15 protein-coding genes, 5 tRNA genes, 1 rRNA gene and 1 other annotated feature are annotated in these 19,873 nt (G+C 41.7%); all 21 genes read left to right on the top strand.

The window, feature by feature from the left end; translation table 11 throughout:
• A 23S ribosomal RNA gene (locus BMX21_RS14000) occupies positions 1-255 on the top strand; the annotation flags it as partial.
• A 58-nt stretch (positions 256-313) separates the two neighbouring features.
• Positions 314-386, top strand: a tRNA-Asn gene (locus tag BMX21_RS14005).
• A gap of 55 nt (positions 387-441) precedes the next feature.
• Positions 442-513, top strand: a tRNA-Glu gene (locus tag BMX21_RS14010).
• Between the two features lie 38 nt (positions 514-551).
• Positions 552-625, top strand: a tRNA-Ile gene (locus BMX21_RS14015).
• A 25-nt stretch (positions 626-650) separates the two neighbouring features.
• A tRNA-Val gene (locus tag BMX21_RS14020) sits at positions 651-723 on the top strand.
• A 25-nt stretch (positions 724-748) separates the two neighbouring features.
• A tRNA-Leu gene (locus tag BMX21_RS14025) sits at positions 749-834 on the top strand.
• Between the two features lie 319 nt (positions 835-1,153).
• On the top strand, positions 1,154-1,657 hold the full coding sequence (locus tag BMX21_RS14030) for an acyl-CoA thioesterase (RefSeq protein WP_022754405.1): 504 nt from the start codon (positions 1,154-1,156) through the stop codon (positions 1,655-1,657).
• Positions 1,658-1,800: 143 nt separating this feature from the next.
• Positions 1,801-2,727 carry a phosphate butyryltransferase gene (gene ptb / locus BMX21_RS14035; protein ID WP_022756774.1) on the top strand — a complete coding sequence of 309 codons (927 nt, stop codon included), beginning with the start codon at positions 1,801-1,803 and terminating at the stop codon, positions 2,725-2,727.
• Between the two features lie 131 nt (positions 2,728-2,858).
• A complete protein-coding gene (gene buk / locus BMX21_RS14040) occupies positions 2,859-3,926 on the top strand; it encodes a butyrate kinase (RefSeq protein ID WP_022754403.1) in 1,068 nt (355 codons plus the stop codon).
• Positions 3,927-4,220: 294 nt separating this feature from the next.
• A complete protein-coding gene (gene secA, locus BMX21_RS14045) occupies positions 4,221-6,797 on the top strand; it encodes a preprotein translocase subunit SecA (RefSeq protein ID WP_022754402.1) in 2,577 nt (858 codons plus the stop codon).
• A 16-nt stretch (positions 6,798-6,813) separates the two neighbouring features.
• Positions 6,814-7,956 (top strand): peptide chain release factor 2, encoded by a 1,143-nt coding sequence (prfB, locus tag BMX21_RS14050; RefSeq protein WP_022754401.1) that lies wholly within the window; start codon positions 6,814-6,816, stop codon positions 7,954-7,956.
• 308 nt (positions 7,957-8,264) lie between these two features.
• On the top strand, positions 8,265-9,464 hold the full coding sequence (locus tag BMX21_RS14055; protein ID WP_092045412.1) for an AAA family ATPase: 1,200 nt from the start codon (positions 8,265-8,267) through the stop codon (positions 9,462-9,464).
• A gap of 319 nt (positions 9,465-9,783) precedes the next feature.
• Positions 9,784-9,933 carry a 50S ribosomal protein L33 gene (gene rpmG / locus BMX21_RS14060; protein WP_022754399.1) on the top strand — a complete coding sequence of 50 codons (150 nt, stop codon included), beginning with the start codon at positions 9,784-9,786 and terminating at the stop codon, positions 9,931-9,933.
• 27 nt (positions 9,934-9,960) lie between these two features.
• Positions 9,961-10,200 (top strand): preprotein translocase subunit SecE, encoded by a 240-nt coding sequence (gene secE, locus BMX21_RS14065; RefSeq protein WP_022754398.1) that lies wholly within the window; start codon positions 9,961-9,963, stop codon positions 10,198-10,200.
• 54 nt (positions 10,201-10,254) lie between these two features.
• Positions 10,255-10,875, top strand: a complete 621-nt coding sequence (gene nusG, locus BMX21_RS14070; RefSeq protein WP_177174051.1) for a transcription termination/antitermination protein NusG — start codon at positions 10,255-10,257, stop codon at positions 10,873-10,875.
• A 253-nt stretch (positions 10,876-11,128) separates the two neighbouring features.
• Positions 11,129-11,554 carry a 50S ribosomal protein L11 gene (gene rplK / locus BMX21_RS14075; protein WP_022754396.1) on the top strand — a complete coding sequence of 142 codons (426 nt, stop codon included), beginning with the start codon at positions 11,129-11,131 and terminating at the stop codon, positions 11,552-11,554.
• Between the two features lie 15 nt (positions 11,555-11,569).
• Positions 11,570-12,259, top strand: coding sequence for a 50S ribosomal protein L1 (rplA, locus tag BMX21_RS14080; protein WP_022754395.1), 690 nt, complete (start codon positions 11,570-11,572; stop codon positions 12,257-12,259).
• Positions 12,260-12,647: 388 nt separating this feature from the next.
• A complete protein-coding gene (locus BMX21_RS14085) occupies positions 12,648-14,063 on the top strand; it encodes a CapA family protein (RefSeq protein WP_092045414.1) in 1,416 nt (471 codons plus the stop codon).
• 188 nt (positions 14,064-14,251) lie between these two features.
• Positions 14,252-14,389, top strand: a sequence feature (ribosomal protein L10 leader region).
• Positions 14,390-14,410: 21 nt separating this feature from the next.
• Positions 14,411-14,956 (top strand): 50S ribosomal protein L10, encoded by a 546-nt coding sequence (rplJ, locus tag BMX21_RS14090; protein WP_022754393.1) that lies wholly within the window; start codon positions 14,411-14,413, stop codon positions 14,954-14,956.
• A gap of 121 nt (positions 14,957-15,077) precedes the next feature.
• Entirely contained in the window at positions 15,078-15,452 is a 375-nt protein-coding gene (gene rplL / locus BMX21_RS14095) for a 50S ribosomal protein L7/L12 (protein ID WP_022754392.1), read from the top strand.
• A 486-nt stretch (positions 15,453-15,938) separates the two neighbouring features.
• Positions 15,939-19,808 carry a DNA-directed RNA polymerase subunit beta gene (gene rpoB / locus BMX21_RS14100; protein WP_022754391.1) on the top strand — a complete coding sequence of 1,290 codons (3,870 nt, stop codon included), beginning with the start codon at positions 15,939-15,941 and terminating at the stop codon, positions 19,806-19,808.
• Positions 19,809-19,873: the final 65 nt, after the last annotated feature.

Consider the following 19,873-nt stretch of genomic DNA (forward strand, 5'->3'; position numbering starts at 1 on the left):
AGCTGTCCTTAGTACGAGAGGACCGGGATGGACGGACCGCTGGTGTATCTGCTGCGAAGGCAATCGCATAAGGCAGGGTAGCCAAGTCTGGCAGGGATAAACGCTGAAGGCATCTAAGCGTGAAGCCCCCCTCAAGATGAGATATCCCCACGCAAGTGGTAAGACCCCTTGGAGAGTACGAGGTTGATAGGCACAAGGTGTAAGAGTGGTAACATTCTCAGCTGATGTGTACTAATAGGTCGAGGACTTAACCAAAGAAGTTAAGATAAGTTTGGAGATTCAGTGTTCGGTTTTGAAGGAACAATTAAAACATTCCTCAATAGCTCAGTCGGTAGAGCATTCGGCTGTTAACCGAAGTGTCGTAGGTTCGAGTCCTACTTGGGGAGCTACAGAGTTAGCTTCTGTATATTTTATGTATTTCGCTGTGAGGCGAGACAACGCGGCCCCTTGGTCAAGCGGTTAAGACATCGCCCTTTCACGGCGGTAACAGCAGTTCGAACCTGCTAGGGGTCATTAAGAAGTTTTCTTATGACGCGAAAGCGTAGTTTTTTGGAGCTTTAGCTCAGTTGGTTAGAGCAACCGGCTCATAACCGGTCGGTCCTGGGTTCGAGTCCCCGAAGCTCCACTTTTTTCAAATATGTTTAAGACATGGGATCTTAGCTCAGCTGGGAGAGCATCTGCCTTACAAGCAGAGGGTCATAGGTTCGAGCCCTATAGGTCCCATTTTCTTTATAAATAATGTTAATACGCCGGCATGGCGGAACTGGCAGACGCCTGGGACTTAAAATCCCATGGGTAGTAATACCCGTACCGGTTCGATTCCGGTTGCCGGCATATTTTAAACGACAAGTTAATAGCTTGTCGTTTTATTTTGTCTATATACAAGAGATTATAATCACTGCTTTTTTCACAAATCAAATATATTATTTTATTTCATTATGTCGAATATATAGATATGATAGCTCTTGAAGATAGATAATATGACTTACATAAATACGATATTCAACAAAGATAGATATATTATTATCAAAAGTAAATATAATGTGTCTTAGAGGTATGTGATATAACTCTTATATAGAGATCTGACATAACATGTATCGATAGGATTAATATAGAATTCATAAAAGATAAAGTTCTTATTTTGGAGGTATTTATGGTAGAAGATAAGATTGAACGCGAACTTGGATATAAAACAGTGGAAGATTCTAAAGTCGAAAGATATAAAGTAATGATGCACGAAGATATCAATGGCTATGGACGTTTATTTGGTGGCAACCTGATGCTTATGATAGATGAAGCGGCAGGTATTGTTGCTACAAGACACTGTGCTCATACTGTTACAACAGCTGCAGTTGATAATCTTCAGTTCAAGAAACCGGCATTTCTTATGGATATAGTAGTCATTGAAGCATATCTTACCTATGTTGGCAGAACTTCTATGGAAGTCAGAGTTGATACCTATGTTGAGGATCGAAAGACAGGTCTTCGTCATGTCATAAACAGAGCTTATCTTACAGAAGTGTGTCTTGATGATGACGAAAAGCCTCTTACCATTCCTTATGGTCTTAAGATAGAGACTGAGTGCCAGAAAGCAGAATGGGAAGGCGCTCTAAAGAGAATCGCAATGCGCAAGAAGCGTAGGGCAGAGGGATTTTAATTACTAAATATAAGCCATATAGGTGGCAGTATTGAAAATTAAAATGTGGTGTGTTATTATTTTAACAAAATGCATGAATAAAAGAGTGTCATATTTCATGAGCACTCATAAAAGCACGGATATGTGAAAGGAGAAGTTTTAAAATGAGTAAGAGTTTTGATGATATCCTGTCTAAGCTCAAGACAACAGGCAAGAAGAAGCTTGCTGTTGCATATGCACAGGATGAGCATGTGCTGGAGGCTGTAGAGCTTGCACACCAGAAGGGGATTGTTGACGCAGTTCTTGTAGGCGATGCTGAGAAGATCGCTGAGATCGCTAAGTCTCTTAACATGAACCTTGATGAGTATGAAGTAATTGATGTTAAGGATATGCAGGAAGCTGCTACATGTGCTGTTAAGCTTGTACATGATGGCAAGGCAGATATTTACATGAAGGGTTCTCTTGATTCCAAGACTTTCCTTAAGAGTGTTCTTAACAAAGAAGTTGGTCTTCGTACAGGCCAGACACTTTCTCACGTTTGCGTTTTCGAAATTCCGGGTATCGACAGACTTCTGTTCCTTACAGACGTTGCATTCCTTCCTTATCCAACACTTGAAGATAAAAAGCAGATCATAGAATATACAGTTAATGTTGCAAGAGCTTGCGGCGTAGATATGCCTAAGGTAGCTCCTCTTGCTGCTGTAGAAGTTGTAAATCCTAAGATGCCAGTTACTGTAGAAGCTGATGAGCTTACTAAGGCTTGCGAAGCAGGCGAAATCAAGAACTGCATAGTTGATGGACCTCTTTCCATGGATCTTGCTATCGATCCTGAAGCTGCTAAGTTCAAACCAGGTGCTGAGAGCCGTAAGATCGTTGGTGATGCTGATATCCTTCTTTTCCCTGATATTCACGCTGGTAACCTTACATACAAGACAATCGTTCGTCTTGCTAAAGTTAAGAATGGTAACATTCTTCTTGGAACTAAGGCTCCTGTTATTCTTACATCACGTTCTGATAGTGTAGATGTTAAGCTCAACTCTATCGCACTTGCTGCTGTAGTTGCAGAAGATCAGAAGAACGGTACTTTCTAATCAATAGAAATGTACTTCCGGAAATATAAAATCTTGTAACTATAAATTAAAAATCAAGAATACAGTTAGCTTACGAGGTGCTCGTATGTTTAACCTTTTCCTGATTTTTTCGTAAAAAAGGAGATAACATTATGGCAATCAAAAGCCTTATTATCAATCCAGGCTCAACATCAACCAAGATCGGTATCTTTGAGGATGAAGAACTTAAAATGGACGAGACTCTTCGCCACTCTACAGAAGAGATTTCCAAATATGACTCTATCATTGATCAGAAGGACTTCCGTAAGAACATCATCCTTGATTTCCTTAAGGAAAAAAATATTGATGTTAAGACTTTCGATGTAATCGTTGGTCGTGGCGGACTCTTAAAGCCTATCGAAGGCGGTACATATGAAGTTACTGACGCTGTTATCAAGGATCTTGAGATCGGTGTTCAGGGACAGCATGCATCTAACCTTGGTGGTATCCTTGCTCGTGAGATCGCAGATCAGATCGGTGTTAAGGCTTACATCGTAGATCCTGTTGTTGTTGATGAGCTTAGTGATGTAGCTCGTGTATCAGGTATGCCTGATGTTAAGAGAACATCTATTTTCCACCCTCTTAACCAGAAGGCTGTAGCAAGACGTTATGCTAAGTCTGTTGACAAGAAGTATGAGGATCTTCGTCTTGTTGTTGCTCATCTTGGTGGTGGTGTATCAGTAGGCGCTCACGATCATGGTCGTATAGTAGATGTATATTCTGCATTTGAAGGTGACGGTGCTATGTCTCCTGAGAGATGTGGTGGTCTTCCTACAGGCGCTCTTATAAGACTCTGCTATTCAGGCAAGTTCTCTGAAAAAGAGATGCTCAAGAAGGCTACAGGCGCAGGCGGATTCAATGCTTATCTTGGTACTAATGATGCAAGAGAAGTTATGAAAAGGATCGATGCCGGCGATGAGAAGGCAAGACTTATCATGGATGCATTCATCTATCAGGTATGTAAAGATATAGGTGCTCAGGCAACTGTCCTTAAGGGCAAGGTTGACCAGATCATTATCACAGGTGGTATCGCTTACAATGACAGGATCACATCTGCAATGAAGGAAAGAATCGGTTTCATAGCTCCTGTAACTGTATATCCTGGTGAAGACGAGCTTCTTGCACTCGCTCAGGGCGCTATCCGTGTTATGAACGGTGAAGAAAAGGCTAAGGTATACTAATCTTACAGGTATATAGTAATTCAAATAGTTAATTTAAAGGCTTCCCATGCTGCTAAGCTAGTGGCAGGGAGGCTTTTTCATTGCATAAAGACCATAGATCCATGGCTAAAGATACAGCTCATAGACGGTAACTTACATTATTTACAAGCTGTTAATTGAATAGACATAAGATTTTTGATATAATGCTAAACGGACTGCGACTATCTGCATGATTTTTGGCATGAAGTTAGCCAAAAGGCGTATAGTCACAGATGGGTTAATTAACGCCATTTAAGTGGGGAAAGTTGGAAAGTTATGAGTTTACTCGATAAGATTATTGGAACACATTCAGAGAGGGAACTGAAGAGAATCGCTCCTATCGTAGATAAGATTGAATCACTTCGCCCTGCAATGCAGGCTCTTACAGATGAAGAGCTGCGTGCCAAAACAGATGAATTTAAAAAACGTCTTGCTGATGGCGAGACTTCAGATGATATAATGCCTGAAGCATATGCTGTTGTAAGAGAAGCAGGTAAGCGAGTGCTTGGTATGGAACATTTCCGTGTACAGCTTATTGGTGGTATCATACTTCACCAGGGTCGTATTGCTGAGATGAAAACAGGTGAAGGTAAGACACTTGTTGCTACACTTCCTTCATACCTTGATGCTCTTGAAGGCAAGGGCTGTCATGTTGTTACAGTTAACGATTACCTTGCTAAGCGTGATGCTGAGTGGATGGGCAAAATCCATGAATTCCTTGGACTTACAGTTGGTATAGTCCTTAACGGAATGAACTCAGATGAGCGTAGAGCTGCATACAACTGCGATATCACATATGTTACCAATAACGAACTTGGTTTTGATTACCTTCGTGATAACATGGCTATCTACAAAGAGCAGTGCGTATTAAGAGGCCTTAACTTCGCTATCATCGATGAGATTGACTCTATCCTTATTGATGAAGCAAGAACACCTCTTATCATTTCAGGTCAGAGTGATAAGTCAACTAAGCTTTATGAGGCCTGCGATATGCTTGCCAAGCAGATGCAGCGTGGTGAAGACGTTGGAGATTTTTCCAAGATGGATGCTCTTATGGGTATCGAACAGGAAGAGACCGGCGACTTCATTGTCAATGAAAAAGATAAGCTTGTAAACCTTACAGCGCAGGGTGTTGCTAAGGTTGAACGCTATTTCCATATTTCTAACCTTGCAGATCCTGAAAATCTTGAGATCCAGCACAATATAATTCTTGCACTCCGTGCTAATAACCTGATGCAGAGAGACCATGATTATATTGTTCGTGATGATGAAGTTCTCATCGTTGATGAGTTTACAGGTCGTGTAATGCCAGGACGTCGTTATTCTGACGGTCTTCATCAGGCAATTGAGGCCAAAGAGCATGTTAAGGTTAAGCGTGAGTCCAAGACTCTTGCAACTATCACATTCCAGAACTTCTTCAATAAGTTCAACAAGAAGTGCGGTATGACAGGTACAGCTCTTACAGAAGAACAGGAGTTCCGTGATATCTATGCTCTTGACGTTGTAGAGATTCCTACTAATGAGCCTGTAGTTCGTAAGGATCTTCAGGATGCTGTATATAAGACCAAGAAAGAAAAGTATGAAGCAGTTGTAGAAGCTGTTAAGAAGGCTCACGATAAGGGACAGCCTGTTCTTGTTGGTACTATTACCATCGAGACTTCAGAACTTCTGTCCAAGATGCTTACTAAGGCAGGCATCCAGCACAACGTACTCAATGCCAAGTTCCACGAGCAGGAAGCTGAGATCGTTGCAGAGGCCGGTAAGCACGGCGCTGTTACTATCGCAACCAACATGGCTGGTCGTGGTACAGATATTAAGCTTGATGAAGAGGCCAGAGCAGCCGGTGGTCTTAAGATCATAGGTACAGAGCGTCATGAATCAAGACGTATTGATAATCAGCTTCGTGGTCGTTCAGGACGTCAGGGTGATCCGGGTGAATCCAAGTTCTATATCTCACTTGAAGATGACCTTATGAGACTCTTTGGTTCAGAGCGTCTTATCAGTATGTTCAATGCACTTGGAATTCCTGAAGGGCAGGAGATCGAGCACAAGGCTCTTACCAAGGCTATTGAGTCAGCGCAGAAGAGAATCGAGGAGAACAACTTCGGTATTCGTAAGAACCTTCTTGAATATGATGCTGTTAACAATGAGCAGAGAGAGATCATCTACAAAGAGCGTCGCCGCGTTCTTGATGGTGAATCACTTCGTGATAATATCTACAAGATGATCACAGATATCGTTGAAGAGAGCATTGATACAGTGATCGGTGATGGTCAGAATATTGATGACTGGGATCTTAAAGAGCTCAATGAGCTTCTTTTACCAACAGTTCCTCTTAAGCCTGTTACAAGAGGCCGTATCACTAAGAAGTCCAAAGATGGCCTTAAGCAGCAGCTCAAAGAAGAGGCAGTTGCTCTTTATGAAGAGAAAGAGACTGAGTTCCCTGAAGCAGAGACAATCCGTGAGATCGAGCGAGTTATCCTTCTTAAGGTAATCGATCGTAAGTGGATGGATCATATCGATGATATGGATCAGCTTCGTCAGGGTATCGGCCTTCAGGCATATGGTCAGCGTGATCCTAAGGTTGAGTACAAGATGGCCGGCTATGATATGTTCAATGAGATGATGGCCGGAATCAAGGAAGATACTGTAAGACTTCTTTTCCATGTACATGTACAGGAGAAGGTTGAGCGTGAGCAGGTTGCCAAGGTTACAGGTACTAACAAGGATGATTCTGTTAAGAAGGGTCCTGTTAAAAGAGCTGCAGTCAAGATAAGACCTAATGATCTGTGCCCATGTGGTAGCGGCAAGAAGTATAAGAACTGCCACGGCGCTCAGGGCGGTGTTGAATAATTTATAGAGGTTGAAAATGGTAGTATTAGATAACATGAAGATCGAGATTCAGAATTTGAAGCCTACTCTTGATGAGGTTACAGCTTCACTGGATCTTGAAAGTAAGAAAAAAAGAATCGAAGAGTTAAATCGTGAGATGGAAGAGCCTACCTTCTGGGATGATGCTGAGAAGGCCAACAAGAAGACCAAAGAGCTCAAGAACATGCAGGATCTTATCGAGAAGATAGAGCATCTTAATGTTCAGTACGGTGACATCATTGATATGATCGATATGTGCAATGATGAAGGTACAGAAGATAATGATATGGCTGATGAGATAAGAGCAGATCTTGATGAGTTTGAGACAGTTCTTGAAGAGATCAGAATCGCCAATCTCTTGAATGGTGAGTATGATAAGTGCAATGCCATCCTTAAGCTCTCTGCTGGTGCTGGTGGTACAGAGGCATGTGACTGGTGTTCTATGCTTTATCGTATGTATACAAGATGGGCAGAGCGTCATGGCTTTACTGTAGAAGTGCTTGATCTTCTTGATGGTGATGAAGCCGGTATTAAGTCAGTTACATTCCAGATCAACGGTATGAATGCATATGGATATCTTAAGTCTGAAAGAGGTGTTCATCGTCTTGTCCGTATCAGCCCTTTCAATGCGCAGGGCAAGCGTCAGACATCATTCGTATCCAACGATGTAATGCCTGATATCGAAGAGGATCTTGATATCGAGGTTCGTCCTGAAGATATCCGAATTGATACATATCGTTCAAGTGGTGCCGGTGGACAGCATATCAACAAGACATCATCTGCTATTCGTATCACTCACTTTGAAACAGGTATTGTTGTAACTTGTCAGAATGAGCGTTCACAGTTCCAGAACAAGGATAAGGCTATGCAGATGCTCAAAGCCAAGCTCCTTATGCTCAAGATGGAAGAAAATGAAGCTAAACTTGCCGGTATCAGAGGCGAGGTTAAGGATAATGCATGGGGAAGCCAGATTCGTTCTTATGTCCTTCAGCCATATACTATGGTCAATGATACAAGAACAGGCGAGAAGGTTTCTAATGCTGACGGAGTACTTGATGGAGATCTTGATCCATTCATCAATGCTTACCTTAAGTGGCTTGCTACAGGTGGAAAGCCTGTAGGCGATGTTGAGGAAGATTGATCATTTTGATAATGTCATAGATTATCGGGGACGGCCTGTTGGCTGTCCCTTTTTTTATGCTAAGTATTATCGGCAAGTTGTAACACAGAATAAGTCACAGTATCGGAGCCTGATAGCCTTATTTTTGCCACTATTTTTTGAATGTGGCAGATACAGGCTTTTCATAAAGAAAATTGTAGCCATGCCGATAGGTATTAATGAGAAAACGATTTTTTATTTATAATGACTTTTGACCTATTCGTCATAAGATCATGTTCTAAGTGGTCTGATTATAGATAAGTGACATCTAAATAAACGAAGGGAGTCGTATGCTAATACAGTTTACGGTTAATAATTATAAGAGCATAAAGGATACTGTGACTCTTGATCTTCAGGCAGTATCAACAGTCAAGGAACACAGCGGTCATATCATAGAAGCACTTGATGATGAATTCCTGCCTATAGCTATCATCTATGGCCCAAACGGAAGCGGCAAGTCCAATCTTCTTAAGGCGATGGAAATTGTGAAAGGCATGGTTCTGGAGCAGATTGGAGGCGGAGAAGCAATCCCTTTCTATTTTTCTAAAGAAAGCAGAAACGATCCTACCAAATTTGAGATTATCTTCGCTTCAGACAAAGCAGAGTACAGATATCGTCTGCATATTAAGCAGGCACAGATAACATATGAGTGCCTTGACAGGATACCAACTGATAATTGGCGCAGAACTTGTATTTTTGAAAGAAAAGATGAGGAGGTCAATCTTCGTAAGATTCTAAAAATCGAGGATAAGAAATTTGCTGAAGTAACAAAGGTTCGCTCAAGCGAAACATTTCTTGGAAGGCTTATACGTCTTTTTCCGGAGAATAAAATAATAAGTGATGTAATGAACTTTTTTGTGAGCGGGCTTGATTTTATGCAGGATGAGCAAAATGCAGAAGTTCTACTTACGGATGCATTATCTCAGGAGGATGTTTGGGATCTGTTCAGGAATATGGTAGCGGAACTTGATCTTGATATTGTTGATCTCAAGGTAGTAGGAAGTAAGATAAGTGTTACACATAGGATAGGCGATGATGAATATGAGATACCGCTTGAAGCTGAATCTTCCGGAATCAGAAAAACCATATACCTTCTTCCTGTAATAGCCAACAGCCTTCTTAAGGGCCAGGCTGTGATGCTTGATTCCGGTATGTTAGAACTACATCCCTCTATTCTGAAACATATCCTGGGGTATTATCTTGATAGGAACAGCAACCGGAGGAATGCTCAGCTTATACTAACGTCCTATGACATGATCACTTTGGACAAAGACTTCCTTCGCCGCGATGAGATATGGTTTGCGGCAAGAAGTGAGCATCAAAGGACTGTGCTTTACAGCCTTGCGGATTTTGTAGTCGAGGAAGATAGGATCAATGACAAAAAATATGCAAAAAGATATCTTGAAGGCGTATACGGCGCAGATCCGTATATTCGACATATAATAAACTGGAACGAAGTATTCCTGAAGCTTGAAAAAGATGACGATTAATAAAAAATAGTACGTCCTATAGCGATGAGCTGAGAAATAGTTCTGAGCTCTTTGATTTTTGTTATTATGAACAAATAAACGTATTTATGACAGAGGGCATCCGTGCGAGTAATAATCTGCTTAGCACGCACAAAGTAAGGATAAGAGCTTGATATCAAGGAAAATTTGTATAACGTTATGTAGAATTATTACAAAAAAATATTGACGAATTCTCGGCTCTATGATATTCTAGTACAGCGACATGAAATTTTAGGTCTTTTTTTTATGCATAAAATTTGACCTTTAAGAAAAAAGATAGAAAGCGCGCGGAGGTAGAGAGATGCGTACAAGAATTACACTTGCTTGCACAGAGTGCAAGAACCGTAACTATGATACTACAAAGGATAAGAAGACTCACCCTGATCGTATGGAGATCAAGAAGTACTGTCCTTTCTGCAGAAGACACACAATCCACAAGGAGACAAAGTAATCCTGCGACAGAAGGGAGACCGATACAATGGGAGAATCAGATAAGACAGAAGTTAAAGCTTCTGAAAAGAAAGAGCCTAAAAAGAACACAATCAGTTCTTTCTGGGAAGGACTTAAATCTGAGTTTGCTAAGATTACTTGGCCTTCTAGAGAGACAGTTGGTAAGCAGACAGTAGCAGTAACTATTATCTGCGCGGTTATGGCTGCTCTTATTGCTGTTCTTGATTATGTTTTCGGACTTGGCTTAAATTTCATTCAGAGCCTGTAATCTGAGATGTTTGATAGTTTTCGCAGTGTGCAGGAATTTGATGAGGAGATGCAAATGGCAGAAGAAGAAAAGAACAACATGAGCGAAGCTGCAGAATCAGTTGATGCTGAGAACGTAGCTGAAAGTCAGGATGCCCTCGCTCCGGAAGATAAGACTTCTGAAGCAAAATGGTATGTTGCTCATACTTATTCAGGATATGAGAATAAGGTAAAAGCCAATCTTGATAAGACAATTGAAAATCGTCATCTGGAAGATCAGATTCTTGAGGTACGTGTTCCGCTTCAGGACGTAGTTGAAGTTAAGAACGGTGCCAAGAAGACTGTTCAACGTAAGATGTTCCCCGGTTATGTCCTTGTTCATATGATCATGAATGATGACACATGGTATGTAGTACGTAATACCAGGGGTGTTACAGGTTTCGTAGGTCCGGGATCTAAGCCTGTTCCGTTGTCAGATGCTGAGATCAAGCCTCTTGGTATTAAGACTCAGAATGTGACAGTTGATTTTGAAGTTGGAGACGAGATTGCTGTTGTTGCAGGCGTTTGGAAAGATACTGCAGGTATCGTTCAGCGTATGGATTACAGCAAGCAGACAGCTACAATCAATGTAGAACTGTTTGGTCGTGAGACTCCTGTTGAGATCAGTTTTGCGGAAGTACGCAGAATCGATAGCTGATCTGTGTTTTGAATGCAATGTATCATGCTCTTGCTATTTGTTTTAATGGAATGTTGAGAAGATACTTGTATATAAATGTCTTATGCGTATGCATAAGCATTCCTATTATGATATAGAGCACTTTGCTTTATATAGATATATTCACCTATGGAGTGGGAGCAGAAGGACATTTGCTCATAGAGCGGTTTTCTGACTTGTCAGATTGCCTGATTCTTTTGCGCTCAACCACATATTTTCTTAGGAGGAAGCCAAAATGGCAAAGAAAGTCGAAGGATACATTAAGTTACAGATCCAGGCCGGCAAAGCAACTCCGGCACCGCCAGTTGGACCAGCTCTTGGTCAGCACGGCGTTAACATCGTTGAATTCACAAAGCAGTTCAACGCTAAGACAGCAGATAAGGGTGATCTTATCATCCCTGTTGTAATCACTGTTTATACAGACAGAAGCTTCACATTCATCACAAAGACTCCCCCTGCAGCAGTTCTTCTCAAGAAGGCTTGTAACCTGCAGAAGGCATCCGGTGTTCCGAACAAGAACAAGGTTGCTAAGGTTTCTAAGGACAAGATCCGCGAGATCGCTGAAATGAAGATGCCTGATCTGAATGCTAACACTATCGAAGCAGCTATGAGCATGGTTGCCGGTACAGCACGCAGTATGGGTATAGAAGTAGTAGACTAAGGAGGAGAGCAGATCATGAAGCACGGAAAGAAATATGTTGAAGCTGCAAAGCTGATCGAAAAAGCAAAGCTGTATGAAGCTGACGAAGCAATTGCTCTTGTCAAGAAGTCTGCTTCTGCAAAATTTGATGAAACTGTAGAACTGCACATCAGAACTGGTTGTGATTCACGTCACGCTGATCAGCAGATCCGTGGAGCAGTAGTACTCCCTAACGGAACTGGTAAGACAGTTAAAGTTCTTGTATTCGCTAAGGGTACAAAACTTGACGAGGCACAGGCAGCTGGCGCTGATTATGTTGGCGGAGATGAGCTCATCCCGAAGATCCAGAACGAAGGATGGCTTGATTTCGACGTTGTAGTAGCTACACCTGATATGATGGGCGTTGTAGGACGTCTTGGTAAGGTACTTGGTCCTAAGGGACTTATGCCTAACCCTAAGGCTGGTACAGTAACAATGGATGTTGCTAAGGCAATCGCTGATATCAAGGCTGGTAAGATTGAGTACCGTCTTGACAAGGCTAACATTGTACACGTTCCGATCGGAAAGGCTTCTTTCTCAGAGCAGCAGCTCACAGAGAACTACAATGCAATTATGGAAGCTATTTCAAAGGCTAAGCCAAGCTCAGTTAAGGGTCAGTATCTTAAGTCTATCTCCCTTGCAACAACAATGGGACCTGGCGTTAAGATCGTAGCTAACCGTTATTAATTAACGGCCGGTAACTTAATAAGCTATCGCAAGCAGTCACCATCATTGATGGTGACTGCTTTTTTGGTGTGCGCATTGTTGTGTCGTACTTAATGGAGTTAATATGTTTAAATCCTTCTATTGATGAATGAAAGTTATGTTGTTAACATTAAAGTATGGATAACATCTTATGTTGCCTTATTTTATTATTGACAATCTAAATATAATTATTAGAGAATAGGCAGCAATTCTTTTGGCTTTTTATAGAGTATGACTTCTTAAATTTCAAAATGTATGTTATATCGATATGTTAGTTAACACTAGAATATTGCCAGTAAATTAGATTGTTCTGTTATTAAGATATTATGTTCTGATTTTCTTATTACAATTAAGATCTTTGGGAGGATGTATGCAAATAAGGGAACGTAAGGTGTATATAAGACATCTAAACTGCTTTGGAAGAAAAATTTTTAACTGTTTGTTTCCGGCATTAGTTCTTTCTTTTTGCATTACGGGATGTCAGGCTAATGAAAACAGAAGTTTATTGGGTGCATCCGCTATTTCTATTGATGAAACCGGTAATGCGATAAGTGACAATGATATGGGAACTGAATATCTTACAGGTGCTGTTGGTGTTCCTATGACTCAGGATGAGATAAGCGGCGATAGTAACGGATCTTTAGATGTAGGATCAAATGGGAGCAATGCTAATGATAATGCTGCGGATGGTGATGGTATCGGAAGTTCTGATGGCAATGCGGCATCTGACAGTTCTATGGAAATATCTGATGAGGAGATTCCATCTTCTGATTCACCGGTAGCTCTTTTGCCAAATGAATATTCATTTGATATTAAAGACGGAGGTGATACTGCCACAGTAGTATTTGGCGGAGATGTTCTTTTTTCGGAAGGATATGCGATCATATATAGTATTGCCAGAAATGGTGGAACGATAGAAGGCGTTATAGATCAAGGACTCCTTGATTGTATGAGAGAAGCAGACATTTGTATGGTCAACAATGAATTTCCATACACCTTGGAAGGTGCTCCTCTTGAAGGTAAGACCTGGACTTTTCATGCTAACCCATCTTCGGTACATTATCTTTTTGATATGGGAGTCGATATCGTTAGCATTGGTAATAATCATATTTTTGATTACGGTGCAATCGGCCTTTCTAATACTCTAACAACACTTGAATCAGTGTCCATGCCATATGTTGGAGCCGGACGCAATCTTGAAGAAGCATCGAGAACGGTATATTTTAATTCGGCCAGCGGAATTCGTATTGCATTTATAAGTGGATGTGATATAGAGGGTAGCGATCCGCCTTTTACCAGAGGAGCGACTGATACTCAAAGCGGAGTATTTAGAGTCAGGCAGGATGAGCTTTTATGTCAGAGAGTAATGGAAGCCAAGGCATCAGGTGCTTTTGTAGTTGTATATATGCATTGGGGCCTTGAGAACACCTTGGAACTTAACTATCTACAAAAAAATCAGTCTGCGGATCTTGCAAATGCCGGAGCTGATCTTATCATAGGCGATCATCCACACATACTTCAAAATCTTGATTATGTAAATGGGGTTCCTGTTATCTACAGCATGGGTAATTATCTTTTTAACTCAAAAACACTTGATACTGGCCTTATAGAAGCAAAGATTGGTACTGATGGACTTATAAGCTGGAGATTTATTCCCGGTATTCAGTCGAATTCAACGGTCAGGATGGCATATGGTGATGAGAAGTCTAGGATCATAAATTTTATGCAGTCAATATCGCCTCGTGTAGTAATAGATGGAGATGGGTATATCTATCCCAATAACTAATAACTAAAATTTCCTGCTTGGGTGATGCCGGGCCGCATCGGCTCTGCCTCAGAGGGTGGCGTATGTTTGGCAAGTGCGAAGTTTGAATTATTAATTGTTCTTGGCTGGTCGTTTTGCCTCATAGATAAAAAATCGAAATTATAGTAAAAAAGTATTGACAAAATACATTTACATGTTATATATTATTCAAGGTCGTCAGACCTAAGCCGAAGACAGCAGGTGGTGAAAACCGTAAATTTGCGAAAGCAATGCCCGCCGAGGAATGTAAAGTATATTATTATGACTTTATCCTCCCAATGTCTTTGGGAGGTTTTTTATTCGGCCAATTCTATAAGGAGGTAAAAAACATGGCAAAGGTTGAAATTAAGCAGCCTGTAGTAAACGAGATCTCTGAGAAGATCAAAAATGCACAGGCAGTTGTTCTTGTAGATTACCGCGGACTTACAGTTGCTCAGGACACAGAGCTTCGTAAAGCTCTTCGTGCAGAGGGTGTATCTTACAAGGTTTACAAGAACACAATGATGAAGCGTGCATTCGAGGGAACAGATTTTGCTCAGCTCGATGGTATGCTCGACGGACCAAGTGCAGCAGCTATTTCTGAGACAGATCCTGCAGCACCTGCTCGTATTCTTGCAGAGTTTGCTAAGAAGAACCCACAGCTTGAGATCAAGGGTGGTGTTTGCGAAGGCAAATTCTTCGACGAGAACACAATCAAGGAGATCGCTTCTATCCCTCCAAGGGATCAGCTCCTTTCCCGTTTGCTTGGTTCTATGCAGTCTCCTATGGCAAACTTCGCTCGCGTTATCAAGCAGATCGCAGAGAAGCAGCCTGAGGCAGCAGCAGAGGCACCTGCAACAGAGGAAGCTCCTGCAGAAGCACCTGCAGCAGAGTAATCATTCTGCCGCATAAGTCGTCTTTAAGATGACATTTTGATATATGAATATCAAGTAAGGCCTGAATAGTCAGGCGAACTAAAACAAAGAATTATACCAAATTATATGGAGGTAAATTATCATGGCAAAGTTATCCACACAGGAAATCATTGACGCTATTAAAGAGCTTTCAGTTCTTGAGCTTAACGATCTCGTAAAGGCTTGCGAGGAAGAGTTCGGTGTATCAGCAGCAGCTGGTGTTGTTGTAGCAGCAGCAGGCGCTGGCGCAGGTGCTGCAGAAGAGCAGTCTGAGTTCAACGTAGAGCTTACAGAAGTTGGTCCTAACAAGGTTAAGGTTATCAAGGTTGTTCGTGAGCTTACAGGTCTTGGACTCAAGGAAGCTAAGGATCTCGTAGATGGCGCTCCTAAGATGATCAAGGAAGGCGTTGAGAAGGCAGAAGCTGAAGATATCAAGGCTAAGATCGAAGCTGAAGGCGCTAAGGTTACTCTTAAGTAATTTAAACCTTTCAAAATGTTTTTACCTGGCGGAGAAGAGAAATCTTCTCCGCTTTTTTATTCTTGAATTTATTTCTTGTATTTTATTCTTGAATTTATTTCTTGTATTTTATTCTTGAATTTATTTCTTGTATTTTATTCTTGGACTTATTTCTTGTATTTTATTCTTGGACTTATTTCTTGTATTTTATTCTTGGATTTATTTCTTATATTTTATCATTGGATTTATTTCTTATATTTCATTCTTGAATTTAAATCTAATATTATATTCTTATATTTTTTATCTTTTGTTTGGATATTTCTGTTGTCAAAAATTATTCTTCAGCTCTTTTACCAAAAAAATCATTTGACATTTGTATAGATTTGCATTATGATGGAAAATGCACTTATTGTGGAGTGAAAGGCCTTATTATGCCCTTTTGTAAAAATGGTATAGATGCAGGCCGGAAGCTCTTTTCATTAAATCCAAAGAACGGGGTGAATGTCAATGGAAAAGTACAGAATACATCCTACTGGTTCAGACAAAAATGTCCGCATGAGTTTTCAGCGCCAGAAGGACACCCTCGAGATGCCCAACCTCATTGAGGTCCAGAAGAACTCCTATCAGTGGTTCCTGGATGAGGGTCTCAAGGAAGCCTTCGATGATATCTCTCCAATTGAAGACTACAGTGGTAAACTGAGTCTTGAATTTGTAGACTTCAAACTCTGCGAAGATGAAGTTAAGTATTCTATCGAGAAATGTAAGGAGAGAGATGCTACATATGCAGCTCCTCTTAAGGTTAAGGTACGTCTTCACAATAAAGAAAAGGACGAGATCACAGAACATGAGATCTTCATGGGCGATCTTCCTTTGATGACTGCTACCGGAACTTTTGTTATCAACGGTGCAGAGCGTGTTATTGTATCACAGCTCGTTCGTTCACCTGGTATTTATTATGATATTACATATGATAAGCTTGGTAAGAAGCTTATCGCATGCACAGTTATTCCTAACCGTGGTGCATGGCTTGAGTATGAGACAGACTCTAATGATATATTCTATGTTCGTGTAGATCGTACACGTAAGGTACCTGTAACAGTACTTATACGTGCTCTTGGTATAGGTTCTAACGAAGAGATCATCGATCTGTTCGGTGATGAGCCTAAGCTCCAGGGTTCCTTCTCCAAGGATCCTTCTACAGACTATCAGTCAGGTCTTCTTGAACTTTACAAGAAGATCCGTCCCGGCGAGCCTCTTTCTGTTGATAGTGCAGAGTCACTTATCAACGCTATGTTCTTCGATGCAAGAAGATATGATCTTGCTAAGGTTGGCCGTTATAAGTTCAATAAGAAATTACACCTTAAGAATCGTATAGGTGGACAGATCCTTGCTGAAGATGTTGTTGATGAGACAACAGGCGAGATGCTTGCTTCAGCCGGAACTAAGGTTGACAGAGCTCTTGCTAAAGAGATTCAGGATGCAGCTATACCTTATGTATGGATCCAGACTGAAGAGCGCAACATCAAGGTTCTTTCCAATATGATGGTAGATCTTACTCACTATGTTGACTGCGATCTTGAGCAGCTCGGCATCAATGAGGATGTTTACTATCCTGTACTTAAAGAGATTCTTGATGAGTATGCAACCAAGGATGATGCCGAAGGTCTTGCTGAGACTATTCTGGCACGTAAGAATGATCTTATTCCTAAGCACATCACTAAGGAAGATATCATTGCATCCATCAACTACAATATGCACGTAGAGTACGGCATCGGCCACAGTGATGATATCGATCACCTTGGTAATCGTCGTATCCGCTGCGTTGGTGAGCTCTTGCAGAACCAGTACAGAATCGGTCTTTCAAGACTTGAGCGTGTTGTTCGTGAGCGTATGACTACTCGTGATGCAGAGGAGATTTCCCCTCAGACTCTTATTAACATTAAGCCTGTACAGGCTGCTGTTAAGGAGTTCTTTGGATCATCACAGTTGTCTCAGTTCATGGATCAGAACAACCCTCTTTCTGAGCTGACTCACAAGAGACGTCTTTCTGCACTTGGACCTGGTGGTCTTTCAAGAGATCGTGCCGGATTCGAGGTTCGAGACGTACACTATACTCACTATGGTCGTATGTGTCCTATCGAGACACCTGAAGGTCCTAACATCGGTCTTATCAACTCTCTGGCATCATATGCAAGAGTTAATGAGTACGGATTCGTTGAGGCACCTTATCGTCGTGTAGACCATACAGATGCAGAGAATCCTGTTGTTACAGATGAGATCACATACATGACAGCAGATGAGGAAGATAATTATCATGTAGCTCAGGCTAATACTCCTCTTGATGCTGAAGGTCACTTCATCCGTAATAGCGTTTCAGGTCGTTATAAAGAAGAGACTTCTGAATATCAGAAGAATCTTATTGATTATATGGACGTATCACCGAGAATGGTATTCTCAGTTGCTACAGCCCTTATTCCTTTCCTTGAGAACGATGATGCTAACCGTGCGCTCATGGGATCAAACATGCAGCGTCAGGCAGTACCGCTTCTTACAACAGATGCTCCTGCAGTTGGTACAGGTATGGAGCAGAAGGCTGCAGTTGACTCAGGTGACAGCGTTGTTGCCCGTAAGGCAGGTACAATTGATTTTGTTGATTCCAAAATCATACGTATGACTTATGATGATGGTGAGAAGGAAGAGTATCACCTCATTAAGTTTATGAGAACCAACCAGTCTACATGCTATAACCAGAGACCTATCGTTGATAAGGGCGAGCATGTAGAAGCAGGACAGGTTATCGCGGATGGTCCTTCAACATTCCATGGTGAACTTGGTCTTGGTAAGAACCCTCTTATCGGATTCATGACATGGGAAGGTTACAACTACGAAGATGCTGTTCTTCTTTCAGAGCGTCTTGTACGTGATGATGTATTCACTTCAGTTCATATTGAAGAGTATGAAGCAGAGGCACGTGAGACTAAGCTTGGACCGGAAGAAATCACTCGTGATGTTCCCGGCGTTGGTGACGAAGCATTAAAAGACCTTGATGAGAATGGTGTAATCCGTATCGGTGCAGAGGTTCGTGCAGGTGATATCCTTGTAGGTAAGGTTACTCCTAAGGGAGAGACAGAGCTTACAGCTGAGGAGAGACTCCTTCGTGCGATCTTTGGTGAGAAGGCAAGAGAAGTTCGTGATACTTCCCTTAAGGTTCCTCACGGTGAGTACGGTATCATCGTAGATGCTAAGGTATTTACAAGAGAAAATGGTGATGAGCTTTCACCTGGTGTTAATAAATCAGTCCGCATCTATATCGCTCAGAAGAGAAAGATCTCTGTAGGTGATAAGATGGCTGGCCGTCACGGTAACAAGGGTGTCGTTTCCCGTGTACTTCCTATTGAAGATATGCCATATCTTCCTAACGGACGTCCGCTTGACATCGTGTTGAACCCTCTGGGCGTTCCTTCACGTATGAATATCGGACAGGTGCTAGAGATTCACCTTTCACTTGCTGCAAGAGCTCTCGGCTTTAATGTAGCAACACCTATTTTCGATGGTGCTAACGAGAAAGATATCCAGGATATGCTCCAGATGGCTAATGACTATGTCAACATGACATGGGAAGATTTTGAAGCTGCATATAAGGATGTAGTAATGCCTGAGATCATGAAGTATCTGTATGATCACCGTGATCACAGAGAACTCTGGAAGGGTGTTCCGATCACTACAGACGGTAAAGTACAGCTTCGTGATGGACGTACAGGTCAGAAGTTCGATGGTAAGACAACAATCGGACACATGCACTACCTCAAGCTCCACCACCTTGTAGATGATAAGATCCATGCTCGTTCAACTGGTCCTTACTCTCTTGTTACACAGCAGCCTCTGGGTGGTAAAGCTCAGTTTGGTGGACAGCGTTTCGGAGAAATGGAAGTTTGGGCACTGGAAGCTTACGGTGCTGCATATACTCTTCAGGAGATCCTTACAGTTAAGTCCGATGATGTAGTAGGTCGTGTAAAGACTTATGAAGCTATCATCAAGGGTGATAACATTCCTGAACCTGGTGTTCCGGAATCATTCAAGGTTCTTCTCAAAGAGCTTCAGGCACTTGGCCTGGATATCCGTGTTATGCGTGAAGATAATACGGAAGTTGAGATCATGGAGTCTATTGATTACAGCGATTCTGATCTTAGATTCGAGATTGAAGGCGAGAACCGCAGAAACTTCGAGGATGAGTCTCTCGAAGCTAATGGATTCTCAAAGCAGAGATTCGATGAAGAGAGCGGTGAGCTTGTAGCAGACGAAGATGACTTTGCAGAAGGATTCGATGATTTTGATGCTGCTATCGATGCACAGGCAACAGATGGTGACAACGAATAATCCAGGTAACTACAGTTGATAAGTTGAAGGCATGCCCGCCTTTTGGGGCGGGCATCGGACAAGGA

Origin of the sequence: Butyrivibrio sp. TB, assembly GCF_900110805.1 — a bacterium.
Taxonomy (GTDB): Bacteria; Bacillota; Clostridia; order Lachnospirales; family Lachnospiraceae; genus Butyrivibrio; species Butyrivibrio fibrisolvens_C.